The sequence below is a fragment of the Caballeronia sp. AZ10_KS36 genome (genome assembly GCF_023631105.1).
Classification (GTDB): Bacteria; Pseudomonadota; Gammaproteobacteria; order Burkholderiales; family Burkholderiaceae; genus Caballeronia.
In genome coordinates this window covers 42,180-56,321 of record NZ_JALQDQ010000015.1, presented here as the reverse complement: position 1 = coordinate 56,321, position 14,142 = coordinate 42,180, and the positions used below count along the sequence as shown (strand labels likewise).

Genomic DNA, 14,142 nt, shown 5'->3' with positions numbered 1-14,142 from the left:
TGGTGTGTTTTTGGTGCCGGGGTGGGGCTCGGGTCGCAGGAGTCGGGGGGGGGGGGGGGGGGGGCCGCCCGCCCCCCCCCCCCCCCCGCCCCCCCCCGCCCCCCCCCCCCCCCCCCCCCCCCCCCCCCCCCCCCCCCCCCCCCCACGGCTCTTCAGGTAGTTCAGCGTGGTGAGGCATGGCTGCGCTCTCCAGAACATGTACATCAGCGGCGGACACCGGTCGCGCGCGTGCTCGTGCGCGGGTCGCCGCAGGAAGCCGGATGAAGCGCGTAAGCGAAACGGCCGAGAGCCGATGCGCTGCGCGCGTCATTCGAAATGAATGGTGAAACTGAAAAAGCGTGCGGCCGATCTCGACGGCGTTCCCCTGAGCGCGGCTCATCCGGGCGCGGAGAACGGCCGTTCGGCCTGCAACGATGTAACGCTTGCCGCAGGCCGGCAAAATCTGCCAACTGCGAGCAGCCACGGTGATGCGCGTCGCGCGCTGCCGGCGACAGGCGGCACCGCGCGCGAGGCTACGGCACGTGACCGTGTGAATACCGAATACTACCGTAGCATCGTGCAGGCCAGCCGACCGCAATTACCATTCCTCAGATCAGCGACACCGCGTTTCGTTGTCTCGCGCACAGACGGAAGCGGTGCGTTCATGCGTGGCCGCACATTCTAGCGTTTTCGGCGATTTACGATGACGAGCGCGATACCGCCGAGAATCGCCACTGAACTGACGACGAGCCGGACACTGAGCGCTTCGCCGAGCAGCGCGACGCCGCCCGCCGCCGCAAGCACCGACACGCTCAGTTGCACGGTCGCGGCGGTCGCGGGATCGAGCCGTTTCAGCGCCGCGTACCAGAGGACGTATCCGAGCCCCGACGTAAGCGCGCCCGAAGCAAGCGCATAGCCGAAGCCGGCTGCGTCGAATGTCGCGTGCCGGTAAGCGAGCGCGAAGACCACCGTCGCGATAGGGAAGGCGCGCAGAAAATTGCCGGCCGTCGCGGCGGTAGGATCGGCGAGGCCGCGGCCTCTCAACGAATACACGCCCCAGCCGATGCCCGCCACGAGCATCAGCGCCGATGACAACGGCTGCGGCGCGGCCAGTCCCGGCAGCACGAGCCACACAAGGCCGGCGAGCGCCAGCGTGAGACCTAGCCATTGACGCGCGGTGAGGCGTTCGCCGCGAAAGAGACCGTAGCCGATCATCGTCGCCTGCACCGCGCCGAAGAGCAGCAGCGCGCCCGCGCCGGCCGGCAGCGCGACGTAGGCATAGGAGAAGGCGACGGCGTAGAGCGTGAGCATCGCGGCCGAGGCCCAGCTTCCGGCGCGCCGGGCATCGCCGCCGCGCGCCGCGAGTATCAGCCACAGCACCAGCGCCGCCGACGCGATGCGCACGAACGTGAACGTCGCGGCATCGATGCTCGTGCCCTTCAGCGCCAGGCGGCACAGCAGAGAATTGCCGGCGAACGCGAGCATCGCGAGCGCGGCGAGCGTGGCGGTGCGCGCCGGCGACGACGCATCGGGATAGGGCTCGTCCATCGAAAGTCCCGGCGATGGCAACGCGCCCAATGTATCCCAACCGTGCCGCGCGGGCATCGCGCGGTGTGTCAGTCGGCGTGTCAGTCGGTGTGTCAGTCGGTGTGTCAGTCGGTGCGGAAGGCGGGCGGCTTGTCCGGCTGCGGCAGGCCGAAACGCTCGAACTCCGAGATGACCTGCGCGCCGAAGAGCAGCAGCGTAGCGAGCGCTTCGAGGCTGAAGAGCACGACGATCGACGTCGTCAGCGACCCGTACACGACGCTCACCTGCGATAGCGTCGCGAAGTACCAGACGAGCACGTGGCGCGTGATCTCCCAGAGCAGGGCGGCGGTGATGCTGCCGAGCAGCGCGAGCCTGAACGACGGCCGCCCCACCGGCATCACGAGATAGATGGACGTCAGCACGAATACTTCGCCCGCCACGCCGAGCAGATAGAGCAGCAGCCGCGACGCGCCCTTGAGCGACACTTCGAAGCCGAGCAGGGTGACGCTGTTATCGCCCATCGCCTGAAGCCCGTTCGACACCAGCGTGACGATCAGCATGCCCACGCCGAGAAACAGGATGTAGCAGTAGGGCAGCAGCGCGGACCAGAGAAAATGGCGCCGCCGAATGGCGACGCGGTGCACGAAGATGACCGACATCGCGTTTTCGAGCACGGTGAAGGCGAGCGAGCTGAAGAAGATCATCGTGACGAGGAGCAGCCAGCCGATCACCGCGCGATGCGTCAGAAAATTGGCGAGCTCGCGCACGATGGCGCGCGCCTGTCCTGGCACCAGCCATTCCAGCAGATGCGCGAGCGTGTCCAGCAACTCCTGCTGACCGACGAACTTCGACAGCACGATCACGATGAGAATCAGGAGCGGCACGATGGAAAGCAGCGCGTAATACGCCACCGCACCGGCGAGCAGCATGCCCTGATTGGCGCGGAATGCCTTCACGGTCCGCGTGAGAAACCCGAGCGGATGGCGCGCGACGCTTTTGACCTGTGGCCCGAGCACGGGGCCGAGAATCTTCGACATGGAACCTCCGCGGCGCGTGTGCGGCCCCTCGCACGATGGCCAGCCCCATGTTCAGGGCGACGGGACGACAAGCCGCGAAGCAACTTGCACGCCCGAAGCTGCGTCTATCCCGCGCGATGCGCCTTGGTGCGGCGTGCGGCGGCTTGCTGCGCGGCTTCTTCGAACGCGATGTCGAGCAGCGCATCGACGTCCTGCGCCGGAAGATCGGCCGCGTCGATGCGGCGCAACCGGCAGATGAGCGCGAGGGCTTCGGCGGCAGCGGCGAAGGCGAGATTCACATCGCGGGCGGGAAGGCGTTTTTTTCTCATGCCTCGCATATCGGCAAGCGCGCGGTTTTACTTTAATCTCTCTGTAACGGCGGGCGCGCGCCCGACGCGGCCGGGCCCGCGCGCTCTTTCCCTCGGATCTGGCGATTCGCATCTCCATCGCGGTTTCATTTGTCGGCCGTTTGCGTTGCAGGCAACGCTGCTTTACCCGGGCCCGACGCTTTGAACAGAGGGGACGATCATGCCAGCTTCGCACGTCGCCAATAGCTCCGCTCTCGGCCCGGGCGCCGATGTCGACGTCGCCGACGCCGACGAGCGTCTCTACAACCACGACCTTGCGCCCGTGCCGCGAGCGCGGCGCACATGGACCGGCTACAGCATCTTCGCGATGTGGATGTCGGACGTCCACAGCGTCGGCGGCTACACGTTCGCGGCGAGCCTTTTTCTGCTCGGGCTCTCGGGATGGCAGGTCCTGCTTGCGATGACCATCGGCATCCTGGTGGTCTATGTGCTCATGAACTGGGTCGGCAAGCCGAGCCTCGTGCATGGCATTCCCTTCCCCGTGATGGCGCGCGTCTCGATGGGCGTGATGGGCGCGAACCTCGCCGCGCTGATTCGCGGCGTCGTGGGGATCGTCTGGTATGGCGTGCAGACGTACTTCGCGTCGAAGGCGGTGGGCACGCTGCTCCTGCTCTTCGTGCCGTCGGCGGTGGCGTTGCGCGATTCGAGCTTTCTGCGGCTCGACATGCTCGGCTGGGTCAGCTTTCTCTTCATGTGGCTGCTGCAACTCGTGATCTTCCAGCGTGGCATGGAGATCATCCGCAAGTTCATCGACTTTTGCGGGCCGGCGGTGTACGTCGTGATGTTCTTTCTGATGGGATGGATTCTGTATCGCGCGGGGCTCGGGAGCCTTAACCTAACGCTGTCCGGAAAGGTGCTGCCTGGCGACGAGCAACTGCACGCGATGGTCAACGCCATTCTGCTCGTCGTGAGCTATTTCGCCGCGCTGCTGCTGAACTTCGGCGACTTCTCGCGCTTTGCGAAGAGCGAGCGGCAGATGAAAGTCGGCAATTTTCTCGGCCTGCCGTTCAACTTCATCGCGTTCGCCATCATCACGGTGATCGTCACGGCGGGCAGCGAGAAAGTATTCGGCGCGATGATCATGGACCCGGTCGAGATCGTCTCGCGCATCGACAACAAGCTCGCGGTGGCGGTCGGCAGCATTACGTTCGTGATCGCGACGATGGGCATCAATATCGTCGCGAACTTCGTCTCGCCGGCCTACGACATCGCCAATCTGTTCCCGAAGCATGTGGACTTCAAGAAGGGCGGGCTGATCGCGTCGGTGCTCGCGGTGGTCGTGTGTCCGTGGATCTTCGTCGATAGCCCGAAGGCGATCACGATCTTCGTGTCGGTGTTCGGCGCGGTGCTCGCGCCGCTCTATGGCGTGATGATCGCCGACTATTACCTCGTGAAGCGTCAGCACGTGAACGCCGCCGAGCTGTACACGATGCAGCCCGGCTCGCGCTTCTATTACGACGGCGGCTGGAACAAGGTCGGGCTCGCGGCGCTGATCGTCTCCGGCGTGATCTCGGTCGGCTGGGAACTGTCGACGCAACTGCTCAAGGTGCTGCCGCCGAACAATCTCGGCTGGCTGATCGGCGCGGTGGCGGGGGCGTTGCTTTATATCGTCTTCATGCGTGTTGCGCGGCGTACTTGAAGCGAACGGCGGGTTCACGCGATGACACGGCCAACGCGCTGCGAGCCGCCGAGACGCCGAGTGCTTGCGTGATGCCGTATGCGTGCAGCCGCACGGTCTGCTGCCGGCGTACCAGCACGCGATGCGCATTCGCGGCTATCTCGCGCGCTCGCCTTCCGAAGGCGAGGCTTGTCGCAGGCCTCGGCGGGCATCGCTGAGGCCGAGCCCTCGGCATATGGCCGTCGTCGCTGTCGTCGCTTTCGCGCGGATTCACTTCAGCCAGCGGCGGACATCCTGTTCCCAGTCGGGCTGTCCGCAATTCGGCGGATTCTCCGGACCTAGCACGGTGATGTAGCCGTGCGTCTTCATGCACGCCTCATATGCGCGAACCTGTGCGCATCGGCCCGGGCCCGCCTTGCGCGACGAGACTTTGCAGGCGTCCATCGCGCGGTCCATGCCGCTGAAGTCGGCGTTGACGGATTCGCTGGCAGGCGGCGGATTCGCGTTTGCCGAGAATTCGACCGGGCCGGTGCAGGCGGCAAGCGCGAGCGGAACCAGGGTGACGAGCGTGCGTGGGATGCAATATGCCATCGTGTCGTTTCCTCCCGTGATTGATGCGGTGGATGTTACGCGCACTTCGGGACCGCGGAGCATCGCGAGTCTGAGACGATCGAGCAGCCGAACGAGACGTTGCGACATTCGCGCCGCTGGCGCTCGCCACTAAGCTTTCTCCAACGACGAAGCACGCAACCGCGCGCTTCCGTCATCCGACAAGGAGAATGCAATGGACAAGATTCAACCGGCTACTCGTCGCGGCCCGATGCCGGTGGCGTTCTTCGGCATCGCAGTCGGCGCGCTGGCGATGGCGGGCGCATGGCGCGCGGCTGCTCGCGTGTGGCATGTTCCGCACGGCGTGCCGGACCTGCTGACGGCGGGCGCGCTCGTCGTATGGATAGCGCTTCTGGTGGCTTATGGCCGAAAGTGGCTGGGTCAGCGCGACGAGGCTATCGCGGAGATGCGGCATCCGGTGCAGTCGTCGTTTGCGGCGCTCGTTCCCGTATCGACGATGCTCGCCGCGCAAGCGGTTCAGGCCGTTTCGCGCGAACTCGCGGTCGGGCTCTTCGTCGTGGGCGTCGCGAGCCAGCTCGCGCTCGGGGCGTTCTTGCACGGGCGCTTCTGGCAAGGCGGCCGCAAGCCCGAACTGACGACCCCGGCGATGTATCTGCCGACTGTCGCGCCGAGCTTCGTCGCCGGCACGGCGGCCGCCGCCTTCGGCTGGACGCAACTCGGCGCGTTGTTCTTCGGCGCTGGCGTGTTCTCGTGGCTCGCGATCGAATCGATTCTGCTTCATCGCGCCGCCGTGCACGAGCCGCTCGCCGATGCGCTGCGCCCGACGCTCGGCATCCAGCTCGCGCCGCCGGTGGTGGGAGGCGTGTCGTATCTCGCGATCACGCACGGCGTGCCGGATGTCTTCGCGTACATGCTCCTCGGCTACGGCCTCTATCAGGCGATGATTTTGACGCGCCTCGTGCCTTGGATTCGTCAGCGCGCATTCTCGCCTTCGTACTGGGCGTTCAGCTTCGGCGCGGCCGCGTTGCCGACGATGGCGATCCGCATGCTCGAGCGCGGCGCGCAGGGTCCGGTGGAATGGATCGCGGTGGGTTCCTTCATCGCGGCGAATGTGGTGATCGCGGGGCTGATTGCTGGAACGGTTCGGGCGGCTTTGCAAGGGCGGCTGGTGCCGGTGGTTCCGGTAGTGCCGGTGCAGGCGACGCAGGCGTGACGCGGGTGGGGAGGCGGTCGTCTGCGCTGGGAGTGAGCGGATCGGAGAGGGTGGGCGACGTAGGTCGAGGCAGGTAGCGGCGAACGAAAAACGTCGAAGGCAGACACCGAATGCTGAATGCAGAACGGCTAACGCGAGAAAGCCAGACCCGTTTAGGGAACTAGCGAATGCCGCCCGCTACGCCCCGCTTCGCGCACCCGTGGCCACCAGGCTCGGTAGCGAGGTGGAACCGGCCGTCTCCGTTGACAGTGAGCTGATCGAAGAGGCGGCGGCGAAGGCCAAAGGTAGAACGCATGCGGAATGCAGAATGCATAACGCGGAATGCCAAACGCGAGGAAGCCAAACTCGTTCAGGGCAGCAGCGAACGCCGTCCGCTCCCACGGATTCGCACACCCCTAACCAACAGGCTCGGTGGCGGGGTGGAGCCGGCCGTCTTCGTTGGGCGTGAGCTGATCGAAGAGGCGGCGGCGAAGGCCAAAGGTCGAACGCATGCGGAATGCAGAATGCCAAACGCCAAACGCCAAACGCCAAACGCCAAACGCCAAACGCCAAACGCCAAACGCCAAACGCCAAACGCCAAACGCCAACGCCAACGCGAAAGGCGAGAACCCAAACGCGAGAAGCCGAACGCGAGAAGCCGAACGCGAGAAGCCGAACGCGAGAAGCCGAACGCGAGAAGCCGAACGCGAGAAGCCGAACGCGAGAAGCCGAACGCGAGAAGCCGAACGCGAGAAGCCGAACGCGAGAAGCCGAACTCGTTTTGGGCAACTAATAAACGCCGCGCGCACGCCCAGCTTCGCGCATCGTTGACCGATAGGCTCGATGCCGGGTGGAGCCGGCCGTCTCCGTTGGGAGTTAATTGATCGAAGAGGCGGCGGCGAACGGCAAAGCTCAAAGGCACGCGGAATGCAGAATGCATAACGCGGAGTGCCAAACGCCAAAGGCCAAACGCGAGAAGCCAAACTCGTTCAGGGCAGCCAGTGAACTCCGCCCGCTACGCCCAGGTTCGCACATCCTTAACCCACAGGCTCGGTGACCCGTTCGAGCCGGCCGTCTTCGTTGAGCGTGAGCTGATCAAGGAGGCGGCGGCGAACGCCAAAGGTCAAAAGCATGCGGAATGCAGAATGCCAAACGCCAAACGCGAAAAGCCAAACTCGTTCGGGGCAATCAATAAACGCCGCACGCACGCCCAGCCTCGCGCACCCTTAACCGATAGCCTCGGTGGCGGGGTGATGCCGGCCGTCTTCGTTGCGAGTGAACTGATCGAAGAGGGGGCGGCGAACCCGAACTTCAAAGGCACGCGGAACGCAGAATGCAAAAACGCCAAAAGCAAGGAGCCGAACTCGTTCAGGGCAACCATTAAACGCCGCAGGCACGCCCGGCTTCGCGCACCATTTGCCGATAGACTCGGTGGCGCGGTGACGCGGGCTGTCTCCGTCGGGAGTGAACTGACCAAAGACGGGCGGCGAACGCCAGAGAGCAAACGCACGCAGAATGCCGAATGCAAAAGGCGAAACGCCAAACGCCAGGTCCGTCGAACGCAACGAACAAAGCCCCGCCCACCACCCCCAACTCCCCGCCCCCTCACCCCATCTGCTCGGCCAGCGTCCCCTCGACGAATTCCTTCAGAAACGCCACCCACGTCTTGATCTTCGCATCGAGATACTGCCGCGACGCGTACATCGCGTAGATCGTCATGGTTTGCAGTTCCCATTCGGGAAGCACGCGCACGAGTTCGCCGCTTCTGATGGACGGCAACGCCGAGAGCGCAGGCAGCGGCGCAATGCCGAAGCCATCCGCGACCGCGAAGGCGAGCGCATCCGCGGAATTCACCCGCAGGCGCCCCGGCGGAAGATCCACCTCGGCGCGTCCACGCGGGCCCTCGAACGCCCAGCGATCGACCGGAAAAAACGTGGTGACGAGCTGCAGGCAAGCATGCTTCGACAGATCGTCGATATCGCGCGGCACGCCCGCCCGCTCCAGATAACGCGGCGACGCGCACAGCACGCTCGGCATCGAGCAGATGCGTGTCGAGACGAGCGCGGAGTCCGGCAGCGTCGATGTCGTGACCTGGACGAAGACGTCGTAGCCTTCGTCGAGCATGTCGGGCACGTTCTGCGACAGCGTCAGTTCCACGCGAACCTGTGGATGCGCTTCGAGATAGCGCGTGAGCGCGGGCACCACATAGTGATGGCCGAACGTGATCGGCGCATGCATGCGCAGCACGCCGCTCGGCAGCACGCGGGCGTCGCCGGCTTCGGCTTCGGACAGATCGACTAGCTCGATCACTTCCTTGCATCGCGCGAGATAGCGGTTGCCGGCATCCGTCAGCGCGACTCGCCGCGTCGTGCGATTCAATAGCCGCGTGCGCAAGTGCGTCTCGAGATCGGTGATGGCCCGCGATGCTTGCGCCGTCGTAATGTCCAGTTGTTGCGCCGCCGCCGTGAAGCTCGACGCTTCCGCCACGCGCGCAAAAATCCGCATGCTCCGCAACAGGTCCATACGCTCGCAGCCTTTTTTGACGAAGCCCGCACTATCCCACCGGGCGCCCAGGCGCGCAACCGCTTGGGCGACATCGTCGATGCGCTTCCGGCGGGCCGGCGCAGACCGACCGTTCGTTTCAACGTTCACATCTGTTACAGGCGTTGTAACGCAAGCGCCGACGCGCCCGCCTAACATGCGGTCATGGCCGTGCTGCGGCCGTCAGGCAGAGGACAACATGAAGGTCAAAACAACTATCGGAGTGGGAATCGCCGCATGCGCCGCGCTCGTTTGCGACGCGGCATTCGCGGGAGTAAGCATCGGGGTCAATCTGGGCGTGCCGCTCGCGCCGGTTTATGCTGCGCCTGCGCCGGTCTATGCCGCGCCCGCGCCGGTGTACGTCGCGCCGCAACCCGTGTACGCGCCGCCGCCGCCCGTGTATGTCGAGCAGCCCGCGCCCCCGCCCGTCGTGTATCAGCCCGCGCCTGTAATGGTCGCGCCCGCGCCGGCCATCGTCGTCGGCTGGCACGGCGATCGTTACTGGGACGGCTCCCGCTATTGGGACCGTCGCGACTGGTACGCGCATCACGGCGGCTATGGGCATCGCCATTGGTAAGACCGGGACGTCGGGGAGCCTACATCATGAAAAAGCACATTAACAACACGCCGGCTCGGCGTATCCCGCGTCTGGCGATCGTATCCGCGACGCTCGCGCTCGCGGCGGCATTGAGCGGCTGCGTCTACGCGCCCCCGTATGCCTATGCGCCCGCGCCGGCTTACGGCTATGCGCCCGCGTACGGCTACGGTTATGCGCCGGCGTATTACGCGCCATCGGTATCGGTGGGCGTCGGTTTCGGCGGATACGGACACTGGCACGGCCGCTGATCTCCGAGAGTCGGCGACGCGTGCAAACGCGATGAGTATCCGTCGGCGTTGGCTTAGGCGGATACGGACACTGGCACGGCCGCTAATCTCCGCGAGCCGGCGACGCGTTAAAACCGGGCATAACGACAGGAACACCCGTTGCTGCGCTGCTCTCGATTCCACGGAGAAACGCATATGGCCGAGCACACCGAAACCGAGCAGGCGGCCGACGCCCGCTGCGAGTCGTTCATGCTCGCGGCGAACGGCTGGGTGCCGAACAACGCGCGCCTGCCGGTCCTCGTCTGGCACGGCGCGATCGATCCTCAGGACCGCGACTGCGGCAGCCGCTTCGAAGCGCTTTTCGCGCGCAACGGCTGGCCGCCGCAATGGCGCGACAGCGTCTTCGACTATCACCATTTCCATTCGACGGCGCATGAGGCGCTGGGCGTGGCCTCAGGCGAAGCCGAACTGATCATCGGCGGACCGAAAGGGCGCGTGATCGCCTTGCGCGCGGGCGATGCCCTGATCCTGCCCGCCGGCACCGGCCATTGTCTGCTGACGAGCGGACGCCGCTTTCAGGTGATCGGCGCGTATCCGCCGGACCAGCAGTGGGACATTCGCCGCGACGCGCTCTCCGACGACGAGCGGCGCGCGATGGAAGCCTTGCCGTTTCCGAAGAGCGATCCTGTCGGCGGAGAAGATGGACCGCTCACGCGCTTGTGGCGATAGGCCGCGCTCGGCGCGCGCCGTTCACTGTTTCGCGCATGCGGCACGGCGTTCGCGCACGAGCGGCACGCGCTTGACGACGCCTGTCGCGAGCGCGGTGCCCGCCAGCACGACGGCGCAAGCCGCGGCCATGCCCGCCGACACGCGCTCGGCCAGAAAGAGCGCGCCCCACAGAATCCCGAATATCGGAATCACGAACGTGACGGTGATCGCCCGCGCCGGGCCGGCGACCGCGATCAGGTGGAAGAACACCATGTAAGCCACGCCCGTGCACGCGATGCCGAGGCCGAGCACCGCGCCCCACGCGCTCAGCGACACCGTGCCCGCGGGCCACGCGACGAGCGCGAACGGAAGCAGCACGAGCGTCGCTGCGCTCATGGTGCCGGCCGCCACGGTGAGCGAATCGACACCTGTCAGATACCGCTTCGTGTAACTGGCGGCGATGCCATAGCAGAGCGTCGCGGCCAGCGCGGCGAGGGCCGCGAGCGCCGTGGTCATCGGCGCGATCGCGGGTGTCGTGGCGTCGTGGACGAACATCTGATCCCACACGAGCGCCATCACGCCCGCGAAACCGATGGCCAGTCCCGCGACACGCAGGCGGCTCAACCGATCGCCGAGCCACAGGTAGGCGACGAGCGCGCCCCACAGCGGCGTCGTCGCGTTGATCACGGAGGTGACGCCGGCGGTCAACGTCAACTCTGCATAGGCGAAGAGACAGAACGGCGCGGCGGAGTTGAAGACGCCGACGACGAGCAGCGGCCACGCGCGCTCGCGTATGGTCGCGAACGCTTCGCGCGGCGAGCCGCGCAGCATCAACACGATGAGCAGAAAGGCAGCGCCGATGCCCACGCGCAGCGCCATCAGCGGCGCGACGCCGAGATCGGTCACGCCCACGCGGATGAAAAGGAAGGAGCCGCCCCACAGCGCGGCGAGAAGGAGCAATTGAGCCAGATTGACGGGATTCATGACGGGCTTCGCGTAAAGAGTAGGTGAAGCCATCGTAGCGGCGTGCAAACGCGCGATGCTTCGCTGCGGCGTGAAACGAAAGATGCAACCGAAAGATGCATGAGCCGACGGCTTCGTCCGATGGAGGAGCATCGTAGGCGCGCGGCCGGGCGTCGGCAAACGAGCATTTCTCACCGGTATGTGAGAGAAATTGCGATGCCATGCGCGCATTGCGCGTTTCGCCTATGCCATACGGACGAGTGGCGTGCGTCGGCTGTCGGTGCGACTCTTGCTGACACGACGACGAACGGATCACGCAGTGCCATCAACCACGCGAAAGGAGAGCGCCATGGAGAACGTCAACGCCAATGCCAACGCTAAAGGGAACGCTGCGTCATCGACCGGCGAACCCGCCGTGTCGCGCAAGGCCGTCGAGCGCGCGATGGACGCCGCACTCGGGCCGGGCATGGAGCAGAGCGGCGAGAGCAACGCGGCGGCGCACGCGCCCGGCGCGGCGCAACAGCCCGCGCGCAATGCTCCCTATCCCGCGCCCTATCATGCGCACGGCAGCGTGCTGGAAGGCGGGGATAGTCCCGCCGTGCTTGGTCAGCCTGCGTCGGCCTCGGCCCAAGGGCAGGGCAGTCCGTTGCGTCCCGAGCGCCTGTCGGCGGGGCGCCGGGCGCAACGCGTCATCTCGGGGGCGCAGGATGTCGCCGTGGCGCGCTATCGGCTCGTCACGGAAGGCACCGACGACTTCGTGCACGACAACCCGTGGAAGTCCATCGCGATGGCGGCGATAGGCGGGCTGATCGTCGGGCTGCTGATCGCGCGCTGACGCGGCGAGATTCGTCCTCGCTGAAGCGGTGAACGGCGCGGTGCCTCGTTGCCGCGCCGGATCGCTATGAATGCATCGACGAACCTAACAAGGCGGCCCTGCCGAATCGCAGAGCCGAAGCACGCCGCGTATTGGCAGCGCATTCAGATTCGAGTGCAGGCGGTCGTCTTGTGCTGATGTTGTCATGCGCGGCTAAGAAATCTGCGACGCTGACGCAGCCTGGCGGCCGCAGGCGCTTTCGTGGACACGCGCATCGGCGCGAATGACGGGCCACCGTCCGTCGACAGATGCATCCGCAGGCGCTTGCGCGTATCCTGCGCCGGCCGGCACGAACCGCTGCCAATCGCGCTCGCCATGCACTCAGTCGCTGACCCGCGCGACGCGTACGGATCGAGTCGCAAGCCTGGCCGATTTGACGCTGAGGGACATGTCATCGCGTCCGTTCGCGCGCTGATGCATTGCGACGAGCGACGGCAGCGCCGTAGCGTCGACGCTGCCGTCGATTGAATCGATCCGACGGCGGCGGCGATATATGAACGCTTCAGGCCGTCTTCTTGAAGTCGTTGGTTTCAAGTTCCACCGACTGGCCGCCATTGCGCTCCAGCGCCCGGCGCGCCGCTTCTTCGATCTGCAGACGTCCGCCTTCGAACGCGCTCAAGATGGCGTGCGACGAGGTTCCGCTGTTACCGAAGTGGTCGTTGAGCGCGTCGAGGGACACGCTGCACCAGACTTCGCGGCCGTCCACCGACGCTTCGAATGCGACACGCGCTGCCGCTACTACATGACGCCGCCCGCTGAACTCTATCGTCATCCTGATCACCTCCTGTTATTCGTTTGAGTTAAACGTTGGGAAAAAAGGGAAAGTGGAAAGGCTTGATACACGCTGACCGTCACGCTTCAGACAAAGTGGCCGGATGCCGGGATGATGCCGGGGCCGCATTCATCATACGCCGCGAGGCACGTTCGCAGGGAAATGCAACGCGTATGCCTGGCCGCGCGTCGAAGCCGGCGCGGGCATCGGCGACGACCGTTTCAGCAGCAGAGGCAGCCGCCGCGATGCCGCATGCCGTAACTGCCGACGTCGTCGTTCTGGGGCTGCGAACTGCCGCCGCTGCTCCCGACGGACGGCGCGCCGACGGTCACGCGAACCGCCGTCGCGCCGCACGTGGGGCAGGCGGCGGGGTCGTCGCGTTCGGAGATACGGCGGACTGCTTCGAATGCGCCGCATTCGGAGCACGCGTAGTCGTAGACAGGCATGGCGTCTCGGTAAAGGAATGGGAAGAGAAAGTGTAGCAAGCCAGCATAAGAGACGGGCAGCAATGCATATTCCGGTTGCGCGGGCGTTTATCGGCTGCTTGGCATCCCCATTGCTATCGAAGGGGAGCTATCACCGCCAAAGGAGGCATCAATGAAACGCAATGCAGTTCTGCTCACCGCGCTGGCATCGGCGCTATTCGCCGCCGCGCCGGCAGTCACGCTCGCGCAGACGCAGGCGGCCAGCACCACGATGGCCAACGAGTTGCCGTCGCCTGACAAGGAATTCGTGCAGGCCGCGTCGAAGTCCAGTTCCACGGAAATCGACGCCAGCAAGCTCGCGACCAAGCAATCGCAAGACAAGGACGTGAAGAACTTCGCGCATCACATGATGGTCGATCACACGAAGCTGACCATGCAGCTCAAGATGGCCGCGCCGCACGGCATCGCCGTTCCGAAGGACAATTCGGACACGGCCGTGCTCGACTCGCTGAAAGGGCTGAAGGGCAAGGAGTTCGATACCGCCTATATCCAGAAGGTCGGCGTCCAGGGCCACCAGGAAGCGGTCGAAGCGTTCAGGAAGGAAGCCGAAGGCGGCCAGAACGCGGATCTGAAGAAGGCCGCGCAGAAGGCATTGCCGACCATCGAGCAACACCTGAAGATGGCGCAGGACCTCGCCGCGAAGAAGGGCGTGCAGTAAGCATAAACATCGAAACGGCCGCGCGGCGTTGAGCGCCGCGCCGCCT

The 14,142-nt window shown here is 65.5% G+C and carries 16 protein-coding genes; 8 read left to right on the top strand and 8 right to left on the bottom strand.

The window, feature by feature from the left end; translation table 11 throughout:
- Positions 1-319: 319 nt before the first annotated feature.
- Positions 320-664, top strand: a complete 345-nt coding sequence (locus NCR35_RS08765) for a hypothetical protein (protein WP_250534061.1) — start codon at positions 320-322, stop codon at positions 662-664.
- On the opposite strand, the gene NCR35_RS08760 is transcribed toward NCR35_RS08765, so the two are convergent.
- The 3 genes from NCR35_RS08760 to NCR35_RS08750 form a co-directional block, all read right to left on the bottom strand.
- Positions 661-1,527: a DMT family transporter gene (locus NCR35_RS08760; protein ID WP_250534060.1), complete on the bottom strand. Its 867-nt coding sequence runs from the start codon at positions 1,525-1,527 to the stop codon at positions 661-663. The two genes, NCR35_RS08765 and NCR35_RS08760, sit on opposite strands and share 4 nt — an antisense overlap.
- A gap of 104 nt (positions 1,528-1,631) precedes the next feature.
- Complete coding sequence (locus NCR35_RS08755; protein ID WP_250534059.1) at positions 1,632-2,543, bottom strand: YihY/virulence factor BrkB family protein; 912 nt, start codon at positions 2,541-2,543, stop codon at positions 1,632-1,634.
- 104 nt (positions 2,544-2,647) lie between these two features.
- Complete coding sequence (locus tag NCR35_RS08750; protein ID WP_175940354.1) at positions 2,648-2,851, bottom strand: hypothetical protein; 204 nt, start codon at positions 2,849-2,851, stop codon at positions 2,648-2,650.
- A gap of 199 nt (positions 2,852-3,050) precedes the next feature.
- Between NCR35_RS08750 and NCR35_RS08745 the strand changes: the two genes are divergently transcribed.
- Positions 3,051-4,529 (top strand): NCS1 family nucleobase:cation symporter-1, encoded by a 1,479-nt coding sequence (locus NCR35_RS08745; RefSeq protein ID WP_250534058.1) that lies wholly within the window; start codon positions 3,051-3,053, stop codon positions 4,527-4,529.
- A gap of 249 nt (positions 4,530-4,778) precedes the next feature.
- Here NCR35_RS08745 and NCR35_RS08740 read toward each other — a convergent pair whose 3' ends face one another.
- A complete protein-coding gene (locus NCR35_RS08740; protein WP_250534057.1) occupies positions 4,779-5,099 on the bottom strand; it encodes a hypothetical protein in 321 nt (106 codons plus the stop codon).
- Positions 5,100-5,292: 193 nt separating this feature from the next.
- On the opposite strand from NCR35_RS08740, the gene tehA reads away from it, so the two are divergent.
- The gene (tehA, locus tag NCR35_RS08735) at positions 5,293-6,291 is read left to right on the top strand and encodes a dicarboxylate transporter/tellurite-resistance protein TehA (protein WP_250534056.1); all 999 of its coding nucleotides are present in this window, start codon (positions 5,293-5,295) and stop codon (positions 6,289-6,291) included.
- Between the two features lie 1,584 nt (positions 6,292-7,875).
- On the opposite strand, the gene NCR35_RS08730 is transcribed toward tehA, so the two are convergent.
- On the bottom strand, positions 7,876-8,793 hold the full coding sequence (locus NCR35_RS08730; protein ID WP_250534055.1) for a LysR family transcriptional regulator: 918 nt from the start codon (positions 8,791-8,793) through the stop codon (positions 7,876-7,878).
- A gap of 217 nt (positions 8,794-9,010) precedes the next feature.
- Between NCR35_RS08730 and NCR35_RS08725 the strand changes: the two genes are divergently transcribed.
- The 3 genes from NCR35_RS08725 (at position 9,011) to NCR35_RS08715 (ending at position 10,365) form a co-directional block, all read left to right on the top strand.
- Positions 9,011-9,388, top strand: coding sequence for a PXPV repeat protein (locus tag NCR35_RS08725; protein ID WP_250534054.1), 378 nt, complete (start codon positions 9,011-9,013; stop codon positions 9,386-9,388).
- Positions 9,389-9,414: 26 nt separating this feature from the next.
- The gene (locus NCR35_RS08720) at positions 9,415-9,657 is read left to right on the top strand and encodes a hypothetical protein (RefSeq protein ID WP_250534053.1); all 243 of its coding nucleotides are present in this window, start codon (positions 9,415-9,417) and stop codon (positions 9,655-9,657) included.
- 174 nt (positions 9,658-9,831) lie between these two features.
- Positions 9,832-10,365 (top strand): cupin domain-containing protein, encoded by a 534-nt coding sequence (locus NCR35_RS08715; protein ID WP_250534052.1) that lies wholly within the window; start codon positions 9,832-9,834, stop codon positions 10,363-10,365.
- A gap of 21 nt (positions 10,366-10,386) precedes the next feature.
- On the opposite strand, the gene NCR35_RS08710 is transcribed toward NCR35_RS08715, so the two are convergent.
- A complete protein-coding gene (locus tag NCR35_RS08710; protein WP_250534051.1) occupies positions 10,387-11,328 on the bottom strand; it encodes a DMT family transporter in 942 nt (313 codons plus the stop codon).
- 328 nt (positions 11,329-11,656) lie between these two features.
- Here NCR35_RS08710 and NCR35_RS08705 point away from each other — a divergent pair, with 328 nt between their 5' ends.
- Complete coding sequence (locus tag NCR35_RS08705; RefSeq protein WP_250534050.1) at positions 11,657-12,142, top strand: ElaB/YgaM/YqjD family protein; 486 nt, start codon at positions 11,657-11,659, stop codon at positions 12,140-12,142.
- A gap of 541 nt (positions 12,143-12,683) precedes the next feature.
- Here the strand turns inward: NCR35_RS08705 and NCR35_RS08700 are convergent.
- Positions 12,684-12,953: a DUF1488 family protein gene (locus NCR35_RS08700; protein WP_175940343.1), complete on the bottom strand. Its 270-nt coding sequence runs from the start codon at positions 12,951-12,953 to the stop codon at positions 12,684-12,686.
- Between the two features lie 221 nt (positions 12,954-13,174).
- Positions 13,175-13,399 carry an FmdB family zinc ribbon protein gene (locus NCR35_RS08695; protein WP_244848700.1) on the bottom strand — a complete coding sequence of 75 codons (225 nt, stop codon included), beginning with the start codon at positions 13,397-13,399 and terminating at the stop codon, positions 13,175-13,177.
- A 151-nt stretch (positions 13,400-13,550) separates the two neighbouring features.
- Between NCR35_RS08695 and NCR35_RS08690 the strand changes: the two genes are divergently transcribed.
- On the top strand, positions 13,551-14,096 hold the full coding sequence (locus NCR35_RS08690) for a DUF4142 domain-containing protein (RefSeq protein WP_250534049.1): 546 nt from the start codon (positions 13,551-13,553) through the stop codon (positions 14,094-14,096).
- Positions 14,097-14,142: the final 46 nt, after the last annotated feature.

Bases quoted from the DNA above. Each gene is read 5' to 3' on its own strand.
- NCR35_RS08730 (WP_250534055.1), bottom strand. From the start codon at position 8,793: ATGGACCTGTTGCGGAGCATGCGGATTTTTGCGCGCGTGGCGGAAGCG.
- NCR35_RS08710 (WP_250534051.1), bottom strand. From the start codon at position 11,328: ATGAATCCCGTCAATCTGGCTCAATTGCTCCTTCTCGCCGCGCTGTGG.
- NCR35_RS08745 (WP_250534058.1), top strand. From the start codon at position 3,051: ATGCCAGCTTCGCACGTCGCCAATAGCTCCGCTCTCGGCCCGGGCGCC.
- NCR35_RS08725 (WP_250534054.1), top strand. From the start codon at position 9,011: ATGAAGGTCAAAACAACTATCGGAGTGGGAATCGCCGCATGCGCCGCG.
- NCR35_RS08755 (WP_250534059.1), bottom strand. From the start codon at position 2,543: ATGTCGAAGATTCTCGGCCCCGTGCTCGGGCCACAGGTCAAAAGCGTC.
- NCR35_RS08720 (WP_250534053.1), top strand. From the start codon at position 9,415: ATGAAAAAGCACATTAACAACACGCCGGCTCGGCGTATCCCGCGTCTG.
- NCR35_RS08760 (WP_250534060.1), bottom strand. From the start codon at position 1,527: ATGGACGAGCCCTATCCCGATGCGTCGTCGCCGGCGCGCACCGCCACG.
- NCR35_RS08740 (WP_250534057.1), bottom strand. From the start codon at position 5,099: ATGGCATATTGCATCCCACGCACGCTCGTCACCCTGGTTCCGCTCGCG.
- tehA (WP_250534056.1), top strand. From the start codon at position 5,293: ATGGACAAGATTCAACCGGCTACTCGTCGCGGCCCGATGCCGGTGGCG.
- NCR35_RS08700 (WP_175940343.1), bottom strand. From the start codon at position 12,953: ATGACGATAGAGTTCAGCGGGCGGCGTCATGTAGTAGCGGCAGCGCGT.
- NCR35_RS08695 (WP_244848700.1), bottom strand. From the start codon at position 13,399: ATGCCTGTCTACGACTACGCGTGCTCCGAATGCGGCGCATTCGAAGCA.
- NCR35_RS08705 (WP_250534050.1), top strand. From the start codon at position 11,657: ATGGAGAACGTCAACGCCAATGCCAACGCTAAAGGGAACGCTGCGTCA.
- NCR35_RS08715 (WP_250534052.1), top strand. From the start codon at position 9,832: ATGGCCGAGCACACCGAAACCGAGCAGGCGGCCGACGCCCGCTGCGAG.
- NCR35_RS08690 (WP_250534049.1), top strand. From the start codon at position 13,551: ATGAAACGCAATGCAGTTCTGCTCACCGCGCTGGCATCGGCGCTATTC.
- NCR35_RS08765 (WP_250534061.1), top strand. From the start codon at position 320: ATGGTGAAACTGAAAAAGCGTGCGGCCGATCTCGACGGCGTTCCCCTG.
- NCR35_RS08750 (WP_175940354.1), bottom strand. From the start codon at position 2,851: ATGAGAAAAAAACGCCTTCCCGCCCGCGATGTGAATCTCGCCTTCGCC.